The following is a 12,606-nucleotide window of genomic DNA, read 5'->3' as shown; positions in this document are numbered from 1 at the left end:
CTTCCCGCAGCGAGCACGACTGTCATTAGCAGGTGCAGGCCGTATCCTCCGAGCGACCCAGAATCTTCACAAATTTTCTAGCAATATTTTCCTGTTCTGATGAGCTCAGATGGATGGATATGCCGTCCAAGCTTGAATTTGCCACAAGGCATAGAAAACAGATTTTCTAGGGGTGTTTTGGGGGCACACCCTTCGAAATAACCTCAATAATTAAATTGCCCCCAAGCAAAAAAATCCCCCACGCCATACGGCGCAAGGGATTCCTCTATTAATACATGGTGATGTACTGATCGCGTTCCCATTGGTGAACTTGCGTACGGTACATATCCCACTCGATTTCTTTCAGCTCGTAGAAGTGAGCCAGCGCATGGTCGCCGAGCGCTTCGCAAATCACCTCGTTGCGGACCAGCTCATTCAGCGCTTCCTTCAGGTCGGCCGGCAAGCTTGGAATGCCTTCCTCGATGCGCTCCTCTTCACTCATCACGTAAATGTTGCGGTCAATCGGCGCTGGCAGCGCCAGCTCGCGCTTAATGCCGTCTAATCCGGCTTTCAGCATAACCGCCAGGGCCAGGTACGGGTTAGCGGCCGGATCCGGGTTACGAACCTCAATCCGCGTGCTCAGTCCGCGGGAAGCCGGAATACGAATCATCGGGCTGCGGTTGCTCGCAGACCATGCCACGTAGCAAGGAGCTTCATAGCCTGGTACAAGACGCTTATACGAGTTGACCGTCGGGTTCGTAATCACCGTGAATGCACGGGCATGCTTCAGGATACCGGCCATGTAATGCCGCGCCGTCTTGCTCAGGCCGAGCTCATCCGACTCGTCAACGAATGCATTCTCCGCGCCTTTGAACAGCGATTGGTTGCAGTGCATACCCGAACCGTTCACACCGAAGAGCGGCTTCGGCATAAACGTAGCGATCAGACCATGCTGGCGGGCAATGGTTTTAACTACCAGCTTGAAGGTTTGAATCTGGTCGGCCGCCTTTACGGCGTCTGCATATTTAAAGTCGATTTCATGCTGCCCCGGAGCTACCTCGTGGTGGGAAGCTTCGATCTCGAAGCCCATCTCTTCCAGGGTCAATACGATATCGCGGCGGCAGTTCTCGCCAAGGTCTGTAGGGGCGAGGTCAAAGTATCCGCCTTGGTCGTTCAATTCCATCGTCGGATTGCCTTTTTCATCGGTCTTGAACAAGAAGAACTCCGGCTCTGGGCCGACATTCATCGAGGTGAAGCCCATTTCTTCGGCTTCCTTCAGGCATCGCTTGAGTATACCGCGAGGATCACCTGGAAAAGGTGTGCCGTCAGGCAGATACACGTCGCAAATCATACGGGCAACGCGATCTTCGGATACCCATGGGAAAATCATAAACGTATCCAGGTCCGGGTACAGATACATATCGGATTCCTCGATACGCACATAACCTTCGATGGAAGAGCCGTCGAACATCATTTTATTATCAAGCGCTTTAGGCAGTTGGCTTACCGGAATTTCAACGTTCTTAATGGTCCCGAGCAAGTCCGTGAACTGCAAGCGGATAAAACGAACATTTTCCTCTTTGCAAATGCGTAGTATGTCCTCTTTGGTATAACTCACTTTACCCTCTCCTTTGTCATGAATGGCTTGGTCAAGAATTAAACTGCTTCTTTATTTATTAAAAAACCGGGATAACTCCCCTTGAATCAATGAAACCTGACCCGGTCTTTTAGCGGTAATCAATTCCTGCTTCAGTAAACGCCGCAGCTGAGACTCCGACATTTCCCGGCGTTTGCTTTCCGTATCCGCAGTGATCACGGTAGCCTCCTCGGACTCCTTCGTGACAGGGTTCATGACCTGCTTGATGCCGGCGATATTGACGCCCTTCTCAATCAATGCCTTGATCTCCAGGAGACGCTCGACATCATTGAAGGAGAACAGGCGCTGATTACCAGATGTGCGTGCGGGGACAATCAAATTATGCTGTTCATAATAACGAATTTGTCTGGCGGATAAATCCGTAAGCTTCATCACGATGCCAATCGGAAATAACGCCATATTCCTCCGAATCTCATCACCCATATCTCATCAACCTTCCAAGTGGTCTATTCTGATCTTATTGTACATTTCCTGATCAGCTGCGTCAACCGCATGTAAGAATAACTCACAAGAGATTGCGATCCTTCATTCGTTGAAGTGACATAAGTACCCCGTATTTAACATGAGAATAGGTTAGCCCGCCCTGCATATAACCGATATAGGGTTCACGAATCGGCGCGTCTGCGGACAGCTCCAGGCTTCCTCCTTGAATAAAGGTTCCTGCCGCCATAATCACCGGATGCTCATAACCCGGCATGTCCCACGGCTCAGGCACGACGTGACTGTCAACCGCTGCCGCTCTCTGAATACCTTGCACGAAAGCGATCAGATGCTCCGGGCTTGTAAACGACACCGCTTGGATCAGGTCGGTCCGCGTCTCTTTCCAGCCTGGCTTGGTTATGAAGCCGACCGCTTCGAACATAGCCGCTGCATATAGGCTTCCTTTCACCGCCTGTCCAACCGTGGAAGGGGCAAGAAACAGCCCTTGATACATCGAGCGCGTCGTTCCGAGCATAGCCCCCACTTCGCGTCCGATGCCGGGAGCGGTCAAGCGGTAAGCGGCCAGTTCCACGTAGGATTCCTTGCCGCAAATATACCCTCCGGTTTCTGCAATGCCTCCTCCTGGATTTTTGATCAGCGAGCCGGCCATCAAATCCACGCCAACCTCGGTAGGCTCCATCGTTTCCGTAAATTCACCGTAACAGTTGTCGACAAACACGATCAAATCCTCGCGAATCGCTTTGAGCCGGCTGACCATCTCGCCAATTTGGGACACCGTGAAAGAAGAGCGCCAATCATATCCTCTGGAGCGTTGAATCCCGATAACCTTCGTCTCCGGTTTAATCGCCTTCTCCACACCTTCCCAGTCGATGCCGCCTTCTTCGGTCAGCGCTACCTCTCCATACCCGATGCCGAAATCCCGTAGCGAGCCGGTGCCGTCGCCCGCTTGTCCGATGACCTTATGCAGCGTATCGTAGGGTCGTCCGGTAATATACAGCAGCTCATCCCCCGGGCGCAGCACGCCGAATAACGCAGCCGAAATCGTATGGGTCCCGGAAGCAAAATGCGGACGTACCAGCGCGGACTCGGTCCCGAACACTTCCGCATACACCTCGTCCAGCACTTCCCGCCCGCGATCATTATATCCATAACCGGTGGAATTCGCGAAGTGATAGTCGCTCACCTGGTATTTCTGGAAAGCATCGATCACCTTCCACTGGTTAAAGTCTACGATCCGGTCGATCTCACGTACCCGATCTGCTATGTTCCATTCAATCTGCTCGCTTAAATCCATTAAATCTTGCGAAAATTTCACCATCTCGTACAGCTCTCTCCTCTATAACACATCATGTCTCACATCTTAACATATTTCGCTTGGTGGTTGCGACCGTTGACCTCTCGATCCGTTTGCATGATCTACTTCTCTCCTCAGGCATAAGGCAGCGGACCACCTTACAACGCCGCACGGACAGGCCTGCCCTGTCACCCGCGGTTCCCCTTGATTCCATCATTGGTCCAACCATTTCTTTTAAGAGTATCCGGGTCGGCCAACTCCGCCCAACCGCAAATAAAGCCCCGGAATTGGGGCTCTACTTGCAATTGATTTCGTATTCTGATTCATGCCTCGCTTACTTTCACGATCCGTCCTTCATCCCGCAACAAGCATACTATCATCCGCGGTTTCACCGCCGGCATGCGGCCTAACGATAGACAATCAACCATGACTATAGACAACAACCATGTAGACGATCGCTGCCGCTATGCCGCTCATTGCTGGACATAATCCTCCAGAAGATATCCCATTTTTTCGTAATCGGCCTTGTTGATCCTCACCTCGTACAAAATATCGGACTCGTCAAAGGTTTGCTCAATGACATCTCCTACCCGGTACACAACCGAGCTTAAATCGCCCCGGTCAGCCGGAATCCGGAACGTCACGTTCCCGCCAGATAAACGCTCCTGGATCGTTTCGCGGACGCTGGTCAAATCTTCGTCATCATAAGCGCTGATCTTCAAGTAGCCGTCTCCGGAAGGCAGCATTTCTAGCTGCTCCGGCTGGCAGGCGTCCTTCTTATTGAACAGGACAATTTGCGGTTTATCCGCTGCTCCGAGGTCCTCCAGAATCGATTGGACGACCGCCATCTGCTCCTCCCGCATCGTGGAGGACGCATCGACCACATGGAGAATCAGGTCCGCTTCGTTGGCCTCCTCAAGCGTTGCGCGGAATGCCGCTACCAGATCATGTGGCAGGTTCTGAATGAATCCGACCGTATCCGTCAGCACGACTTCCTTGCCGCTAGGCAGCCCCAGCACTCTGGAGGTCGGGTCGAGTGTTGCGAACAGCTGATTCTCAATGTAAACGTCGGCATTGGTCAGACGGTTCAGCAGGGTGGACTTCCCCGCATTCGTATAGCCTACCAAGGCTACCTGGACGGCACCGCTCTTCTTGCGGCGCTCGCGGTGAAGATTGCGATGCCGCGTTACTTCATCCAGCTGGCGTTTCAAATCGCTGATCCGGTCGCGGATATGCCGGCGGTCCGTCTCCAGCTTGGTTTCACCCGGTCCGCGTGTCCCGATCCCTGCCCCGAGGCGCGACAGGTTCTTGCCGTGACCCGACAGACGCGGCAGCAAATAGGTGAGCTGCGCCAGCTCAACCTGGATGATGCCCTCTCGCGTCTTGGCCCGCTGTGCAAAAATATCGAGAATCAGCTGGGTCCGATCAATGATCTTCACATCCAGCGCTTCCTCCAGATTACGAACCTGGGCCCCTGAAAGCTCCTGGTCAAAAATAGCCGTAGTCGCTCCGAGGCCGTCAACAGCCATGCGCAGCTCCTCTACTTTTCCTTTACCGATAAACCATTTCGAATCCGGCGTTTCCCGGTTCTGCGTGATGACATCCAGCACGGTCACGCCTGCCGTCTCGGCAAGCTGCACCAGCTCCTGCAGCGAATGCTCCGGATTGATGCCTGAGCGCTTCACCGCATCGGTCACCAAGCTCACCAATATCGCTTTATCTTCAATCTCGGTCGAGGTATCATGTGTTATATTTGCCATATATCCAGCTCCTTTGAACAATAACGTACCTTAAAACATATACAACCCGCATTCGCCCCTTCTAAACCAACCCTTCAAAGCGAATGCTGCGTTACCTCTTCATTATGGCCGAAAAACCGCGGCAAATCATTGTAATTTTCCGTTTAATTTAAAGTCTTCCGGCCGAAGCGTCATCAGCTCCAGCTTTCCGGGGTTCCCCGTGACATACTGATTCAGAAGACGGACCGATTGATTGCGGATCGATTTCTCGATCAAATTGCGAACATAACGGGCGTTGCTGAACGCATGCAGCCGCTGCTCCTTCTCGTTCTGCAGATGCTCCTTGAGCTTCCCGAGCGACTGGGGCATGAGGATGTAATCGCGCTCCTTCGCCATCAGCTCGGAGATTTGGATCAGCTGATCCAAATTATAATCCGGGAATTCCATCTGAATCGGAAAACGGGAATGCAGGCCGGGATTCGTGCTCATGAAATAATCAATCTCATCGCTGTAGCCGGCCAGGATGAGCACAAACTGATTCTTGTGATCCTCCATCGCTTTTACCAGCGTATCGATCGCTTCCTTGCCGAAATCCTTCTCGCCGCCCCGCGCCAAGCTGTACGCCTCATCGATAAACAGAATACCGCCCAGCGCCTTCTTCACCAAATCTCTCGTTTTCTGTGCCGTATGGCCGATGTATTCGCCGACGAGATCCGCCCGCTCTACCTCGACGAGATGCCCCTTATTGAGCACCCCCATCTTCTGAAACAGCTTAGCGATGATGCGGGCTACCGTCGTTTTGCCAGTTCCGGGATTTCCCTTGAAAATCATATGGAATACATGACCGCCGCTGAGCAAGCCCGCCTCTGATCTCATCTGGGCCACCTGAAGCAGGGCATAAATTTCAAAAACCAGCTCTTTAATTTGATCCAAACCTACAAGCTGATCCAGCTCCTTCTGTATTTCCTGGAATAGACTGTGCTGGGAAACAGGGTTTGGCGAAGGGGACGGTTCCCGCTCGGGAACTGCGCTGCTGATAAGCGGAGGTTCCGCGCTGCGGAGCACGACATTAATCTGTCTGGATGGCCGTCCTTCAGATCGGCCGTTTACGGCCGTTACTCGCCCGTTCATAGCTCCTCACCTCTTTATCCAAAGGGCTGACTATCTATTCCAATGTATTCTACTGACAGCCTGCTTATTAGAAGTTTCGTCCTCATAGGAGCCCGGCTGCAATCAGAAGCCGATCGGCCGTCCATTTCGTATAGGCAAGCACTTCCCTGGATTTATGCTTCGCCATCGGCAGCACGGTAGATTTCGTCAGCGAAACCGTTGGCCGCTCATAGCCGAGCGTCGCCGCCACTTCCATCGATCTAGTGCCGTGATAATCATGCGTGATGATGATCGCGGTCTTCCATCCCTGCTCTTTCATAATTGCCTGGCTGTACAGCAAATTCTCATAGGTGCTGGTCGCTTCGTTTTCCAAAAAAATGTCGCTCTCCGGAACACCCGCCGCTACTAAATAATTGCGCATCCCTTCGGCTTCGGTGTAAGGATAGCCGGGCTTGTCGAGTCCGCCGGTTACGATAAACGTGCCAAACCGCCCTTCCTTATACTCGGTGAGAGCATGCTCAAGCCGTTCGCGGAGCCCCGGACTCGGCTGATCTCCCCACATGGATGCCCCGAGTATGATGCCGACGTCCGCCTTGTCAGCCGGATTGCTGACGGCGCTTTCGATTTTCCAATACGCATACCCTGACCATAATACGCCAGCCGCAACGAGGGTAAGCAGCGCATACAGAGCCCTCTTCATCCATAGTTTCTTCCCGGTCTTGGAACGTATAACCCGCTCTTCTCCGTTTATTTCCTGCCGCATTATGACTTCCTCCTGAATTCGCCGTTATGAAATAGCTGCTGCCGATGCTCCAGAGACATCATGAAATAGGGGAATTCATGGGCATCGATCGCCCGGAGCAGGCTTTTCGCCGTTACTTTGGCCAACCGATAGTCGTCGCGGGTAATATCATTGCGGTTCAGGGCATCCTCCAGCTCATCCTCATCCAGCAAAAATACTTCGCCATTGCTGACGACCACAACGTCCAGATACAAATCATCGAACCACGGTACGCCCTGGTCGGTTACGCCCTGCTTCTTGCAAATATCGATATACCACTGCACGATGTTTCGCTTATCGTCAAACATGGCCGTAACGATATAATGGCTGTCCTTCGGATAATACTGCAGCCAAGAGTAGCCTTTGTCCGCAATGCGGTATGTATGGCGGCCATAGGTTTTCCATAATGGTTCTTTCAGGCCATATATGGTGTATAAGGTCAGGTACCCTGTGAATTGCTCGGAATCCACATACCGGGAAGTGAAGTGCCGGCGGGTGATACGGCGCCAATTTGCCCGATCTCCGAATTTACGTTTCATGGAACTCTTCCTCCCCATATCGTATTCCCAGCTTACCACATTTAGGTTTCACACTCAAAACAAAGAAGCCCTCGCTTTTATCCGCGAAGGCTTCTTTGTTCATTATGGACTAACTTGGTTAGGATCAGACTCGGTGGCCGGAACATCCGGCTCCACGATGGTTCCGGGAACCGTCGTGACGTTGCCCGAATCGGTGGTGCCTTCAATCGTTCCCGAATCCTCGCCGCCCGTGCCATCACCCGCATCCGACCCGGATCCATCGCCCTGTCCGCCGTCCGCAGGCGGATTGGTACCGCCATTGTCATGGCCGTTTCCTTGGCCATTGCCTTGACCGTTTCCATTTCCGTTGCCTTGACCATTGCCGTTGCCCTGGCCGTTTCCATTGCCTTGGCCGTTGCCGTTATCTTGGCCGTTACCGTTGTCTTCGCCATTTGGTATGTCGATGCCATCGCCGGCATCTCCTTCATCCGGCGGAATCACATCCTCAATATCCCCCGGATCCGGCTCAAGATCATCCGGCGGCAGCTCGGATACGGCAGCGATCTGCAGCACGTTCGAGCGCTCGGATTCTTGATCCGTTGCCGGGTCATAGGCCGTTACGTAATATTCGTACGTCAGCCCCTCCATCGCGCTCATATCATCCGTGGAGGTGCTGTTCACCGCATTCAGAATCCGCGTGAATTCGCTCTCCGAGGTTTCCCGGCGGTAAATCCGGTATTGAATGCCGCTGCCCTGAACGCCATTCCAGCTCAGATAGACGGTCTGATTCGCGCCGTCATAAGATCCGGTCAGGCCGCTGACAGGCTCTAGCTTCGGCGTCTCCACCACCGGCGGGGCCGGCTCGGTGCTCGGGAAGTTTTTCGGCTCATAGGACTGAACCGCCCTCTCCATAATCTTGCCCCAGAGCGCTGCGGACATTGAGCTGCTTCGCTTCAGCAGATGCTGCTTGTTCGGTTTGTCGTATCCCATCCATACGGCCGCCGTCAGTTCCGGCGTGTAACCGACAAACCAGACGTCACGGTTGGAACTGATGCCTTCGTAGCCGCTTTGCGTCGTGCCGGTTTTACCGGCAACCGGACGGCTGATCCGGGCATTCCGGCCCGTTCCGTCCTGAACGACACGCTCCATCATTTCCGTCATCTGGGAAGCCGTCGACTCGCTCATGACTCGCTTGCCCTTGCTTCCCTTATTCTCATGCACGACTTTGCCTTGATTATTCCGTATTTCCTTAATTGCGAATGCTTCCTTCAGCTCGCCGCCATTGGCGAATGCGCTGAACGCTTGAGCCATCTCGAACGTGTTCGTTCCGGAATTCATGCCGCCAAGAGCCAGGGACAGGTTCGCGTCGGCCTCCGTCATCTGGATGCCCAGACTCTTGGCGAACTCGACCCCGGTTTTAACCCCGATCTGGTTCAGCAGCCATACCGCCGGGATGTTCTCGGAGCGCTGAATCGCTTCCGGCATGCTGATCGTATCGGAGTATCCATGCAGATTGTTCGGACAGTAATCCCCGAAGCATTGCTTCTTGTTGCTCAGCCTGGAATCCTTCGTAAAGTTGCCGGATTCCAGAGCCGGCGCATACGACACGATCGGCTTCAGTGCCGAGCCCGGCTGACGACGGCTGTCGGTCGCACGGTTGAATCCGCCGCGCATATACTCTCTGCCGCCCGATATCGCCACGATCCCGCCGTTCTCCTGATTAATGATAACCATGGAGCCTTGAACGATCTCCTCATCCGGGCTCTCTTCAAAGTTGGCCGGATTGTTGAATTCTTCCTCCATCGCCTGCTGGGCGTTCGCGTCCATCGTCGTATAGATCTGGTAGCCACCGATATTCAAATCGTCCTCGGTAAGCCCCCACTTCTCCTCAGCCTCATCCATGACGTAGTCGATAAAGGCCGTATATTTCTGCTTTCTTTCCGGCGGCGTATAGTCGTAATCGACTTTCTTCGCCTTCTCGGCCTCTTCGGCCGTAATATAGCCCTGCTGCTCCATCAGCGTCAGCACGACCGCACGGCGCTCCTTGGACAGCTCCGGATTTTTCAGCGGGTTGTACCGGGAAGGCCCCTTCGGCATGGCGGCCAGCGTTGCCATTTCCCACAACTCAAGCTCCTTAAGATCCGATTTGCCGAAATAACGCTCGGAAGCCGCCTTAATGCCGTAGTAAGGTCCGCCGAAGTTAATCCGGTTCAAATACATTTCAATGATCTCTTCCTTGCTGTGCTTCCGCTCCAGCGCCAGCGCGATCGACATTTCGGTCGCTTTGCGGAAGAAGGTTTTGTCCCGGGTCAGAAAAATATTTTTCGCCAGCTGCTGGGTGATCGTACTTCCGCCCTCCACCATGGAACGGGCCATAATATCCTTCACGGCAGCGCGGCCGATCGACCAAATGTCGACGCCGTTATGTTCCCAGAATCGTCTATCCTCTGTTGCTATAAATGCATTAACCAGTTGCTCCGGAATATCCTTGTATTCAACCGGATCGCTCTTCTGGATCGACAATTCGCCCATTAAATTGCCTTGTCGATCATATACTTTCGAGGTACCGTAAGCGGTCAGTTTATCCTTATTCTGATCCAGAAGCTTCTCGCCGCTGACCAAGATAAACAGATACCCTGCCAGGGCGCAAAATATGGCGATAACCGCCGTAAAAAACAAAGCCCATGCAATCCGCTTGCCTCTGCCTTTTTTCTTCTTCTTCGACCCTGATTTGGATCCTTTGGATGCCTTCGGGTTATCTTTGTTTTTGTTCACCCTGGACATCTCGTTATCTCTTCCAGCCATTTGTCCCCCTCCTTGCTCCCTTGCGGGATACAAAACTCTGTACACATTACAGACTCTCGGAAAGAAAAGAACAACCTTCTCAGGTTGCTCTCTGCACTCCTTATAAACTAAACGAAATATAAACCAAAAAGTTTCAAGTTAATCAGGACGCGATCATTCCAAGAAGCCAGGGCCGCTAATGACCTCATGATTGCAGCGATGATTAGGGAAATCCAGGTATAGAGACATTATCCCAAGCATATCGTGCAAAAATCCGTGAATTTTATTGATCGTTGCTGCTATCCTGCATCAGGGAAACATTGCGCTGCGGCATGAACGTGGAGATGGCATGCTTGTACACCATTTGCTGACGGCCGTCGCTGTCAATCACGATGGTAAAGTTGTCAAAAGCCTTGATCGTTCCACGGATCTGAAAGCCGTTGGTCAGGTATACCGTAGCCGGGATGTTCTCTTTGCGCAGTTGGTTCAAGAACGTATCTTGGATGTTGATGGACTTGTTCATTAGCCGTACCCCCAATGGTTCAATTAGATTGTTTTGAAGAATATATTCAAGATATTAGTGAAACTTTCCTGCTATTATAGCACGGATTTTTTGATAGTTCGCAGAAAAATTTCCCGAGTCGGTGACGTCTACCCACTCGATGTCCTTCATATGGCGGAACCAAGATAGCTGCCTCTTCGCAAACCGGCGGGTATCGCGCTTGAGCAGCGTCACCGCTTCCTCATAGCTGCATTCCCCTTGAAGATACGAAACGATTTCCTTGTAGCCAAGACCCTGCATCGCAACAAGCCCGGGGCCGAACCCTTTCTCCATTAGCGCTGCCACCTCTTCGACGAGCCCCTGCTTCAACATCAGATCGATTCGCTCTTCAATACGGTTATATAGCATTTGCCTGTCCATTGTCAAACCGACCAGGCATAATCGGTACGGAGACTCCTTCTTCTGAGGGGCCAACTGGGACGAAAGTGGGATGCCGGTCACATGGAATACTTCCAAAGCACGAACGACCCGGCGCAGATCGTTCGGATGCAGCCGCTCCGCGCTCTCCGGGTCCACTTCCGCAAGCCTCCGGTGAAGCGCCTCCGCCCCGTATTCATCCGCATAACGGAACTGCTCCTTGCGAAATTCCTCATCCGCTCCGCTCTCGCTGAATTGGTAGCCGTAGCAGACGGATTCGACATAAAGCCCTGTGCCGCCGACGATGAAGGGCAGCTTGCCGCGCTCCGTAATTTCGGTAATCAAGCGCTGGGACTGCTCCTGAAATTCCGCCACCGAGTAAGGGTAATCCGGTTCATGGATATCGATCAAGTGGTGGGGAACCCCCTCCATCTCGTCTTTCGTAATTTTGGCGGTCCCGATATCCATGCCGCGGTATACCTGCATGGAATCGCCGGAAATAATTTCGCAATTAAAGGCTTTGGCGATCTCGATGCTCATTTTCGTTTTGCCGACGGCTGTAGGACCGATCAGAACAAGCAATCTCGGTTTGGATTCAACTGTCAATGGATATCACTCCGTACGTAGTTTTCGACTGCCCCCGCTGCATGACCGTAAAGCCCAATCGCTCGAACTCGCCGCTGTACCGCGTTTCCTTCATGACAACGGTTTTGCGGGCCACTCTGACCGCCTGCTTCACGCTTTCCTCATCCAGCGGCTCGCCGTTCGCATAGAGTCTGAGCGGATTCATCGAGTCGGAGCTTGTAATCGGGTCACGGAACATCGGATCAAAATAGACGATATCGACGCTTCGGTCCGGCAGCGACCGTAAATATTCCAAATGATGTCCATGCTTGACCATAATGCGCCTCATCGCTTGATCACTCGCCTCGAACTGGCTCTTATAGGTCCTGAGCCCCTCTTTCAGCATCGCGAACAGCGGCAGGGAGCTCTCCAGTGCAACCACGCGGCTGTTCGGCCCGCCTTTTCCGGAAAAAACAAGCGCGTCCGCGCCCAGCCCTGCCGTGCAGTCGAGCACCGAGTCGCCCTCCTCCATGCGCGAAGCCTCCAGCATCGGGTCCGGTTTGCCGCGAAGCACCCGCTTCAGCCTTACAAAGCCCATGCTGGGGTGAAACTCCGTGACCGAGCCATCCGGACCGCTTAAGCGGACATGCTCGTGCAAGACGACCAGCACGTCCTCTTCGCCCATCCGGCGGGCCAGCTTTCTTAACGATTGGCCGCCTCTTGGAACATACCGGCAGCCGGTTTCCTGGGCTAGGCGCTTGGCGCGTTCCACGATGTCAGGCGCTTCCGCTTCTCCAGTTGTAATAATCATGAATTTCCT

At 53.2% G+C, this 12,606-nt stretch carries 11 protein-coding genes; all 11 read right to left on the bottom strand.

What is annotated here, in order from left to right:
* Positions 1-268: 268 nt before the first annotated feature.
* A complete protein-coding gene (gene glnA, locus NST08_RS11690; protein WP_007129962.1) occupies positions 269-1,597 on the bottom strand; it encodes a type I glutamate--ammonia ligase in 1,329 nt (442 codons plus the stop codon).
* A gap of 51 nt (positions 1,598-1,648) precedes the next feature.
* Complete coding sequence (locus tag NST08_RS11685; RefSeq protein WP_007129961.1) at positions 1,649-2,059, bottom strand: MerR family transcriptional regulator; 411 nt, start codon at positions 2,057-2,059, stop codon at positions 1,649-1,651.
* Between the two features lie 82 nt (positions 2,060-2,141).
* Positions 2,142-3,395: a methionine gamma-lyase family protein gene (locus tag NST08_RS11680; RefSeq protein ID WP_213615120.1), complete on the bottom strand. Its 1,254-nt coding sequence runs from the start codon at positions 3,393-3,395 to the stop codon at positions 2,142-2,144.
* Positions 3,396-3,844: 449 nt separating this feature from the next.
* A complete protein-coding gene (gene hflX / locus NST08_RS11675; RefSeq protein WP_341341776.1) occupies positions 3,845-5,131 on the bottom strand; it encodes a GTPase HflX in 1,287 nt (428 codons plus the stop codon).
* A 126-nt stretch (positions 5,132-5,257) separates the two neighbouring features.
* A complete protein-coding gene (locus NST08_RS11670; RefSeq protein ID WP_028403544.1) occupies positions 5,258-6,241 on the bottom strand; it encodes an AAA family ATPase in 984 nt (327 codons plus the stop codon).
* A gap of 82 nt (positions 6,242-6,323) precedes the next feature.
* Positions 6,324-6,983 carry a YdcF family protein gene (locus tag NST08_RS11665; protein ID WP_028403545.1) on the bottom strand — a complete coding sequence of 220 codons (660 nt, stop codon included), beginning with the start codon at positions 6,981-6,983 and terminating at the stop codon, positions 6,324-6,326.
* Positions 6,983-7,540, bottom strand: a complete 558-nt coding sequence (locus NST08_RS11660) for a DUF402 domain-containing protein (RefSeq protein WP_028403546.1) — start codon at positions 7,538-7,540, stop codon at positions 6,983-6,985. Before NST08_RS11660 ends, NST08_RS11665 begins: the two co-directional genes overlap by 1 nt.
* A gap of 102 nt (positions 7,541-7,642) precedes the next feature.
* Positions 7,643-10,324 (bottom strand): transglycosylase domain-containing protein, encoded by a 2,682-nt coding sequence (locus tag NST08_RS11655; RefSeq protein WP_251536805.1) that lies wholly within the window; start codon positions 10,322-10,324, stop codon positions 7,643-7,645.
* Between the two features lie 262 nt (positions 10,325-10,586).
* Positions 10,587-10,826, bottom strand: a complete 240-nt coding sequence (gene hfq, locus NST08_RS11650) for an RNA chaperone Hfq (RefSeq protein ID WP_007129953.1) — start codon at positions 10,824-10,826, stop codon at positions 10,587-10,589.
* A gap of 54 nt (positions 10,827-10,880) precedes the next feature.
* Positions 10,881-11,828 carry a tRNA (adenosine(37)-N6)-dimethylallyltransferase MiaA gene (gene miaA / locus NST08_RS11645; RefSeq protein ID WP_007129952.1) on the bottom strand — a complete coding sequence of 316 codons (948 nt, stop codon included), beginning with the start codon at positions 11,826-11,828 and terminating at the stop codon, positions 10,881-10,883.
* Positions 11,818-12,597, bottom strand: coding sequence for a class I SAM-dependent methyltransferase (locus NST08_RS11640; RefSeq protein ID WP_007129951.1), 780 nt, complete (start codon positions 12,595-12,597; stop codon positions 11,818-11,820). Before NST08_RS11640 ends, miaA begins: the two co-directional genes overlap by 11 nt.
* Positions 12,598-12,606 lie beyond the last annotated feature (9 nt).

Origin of the sequence: Paenibacillus sp. FSL K6-1566 (assembly GCF_038050475.1) — a bacterium.
Taxonomy (GTDB): Bacteria; Bacillota; Bacilli; order Paenibacillales; family Paenibacillaceae; genus Paenibacillus_AQ; species Paenibacillus_AQ lactis.
This window is presented reverse-complemented; position numbering and strand designations above follow the sequence as displayed.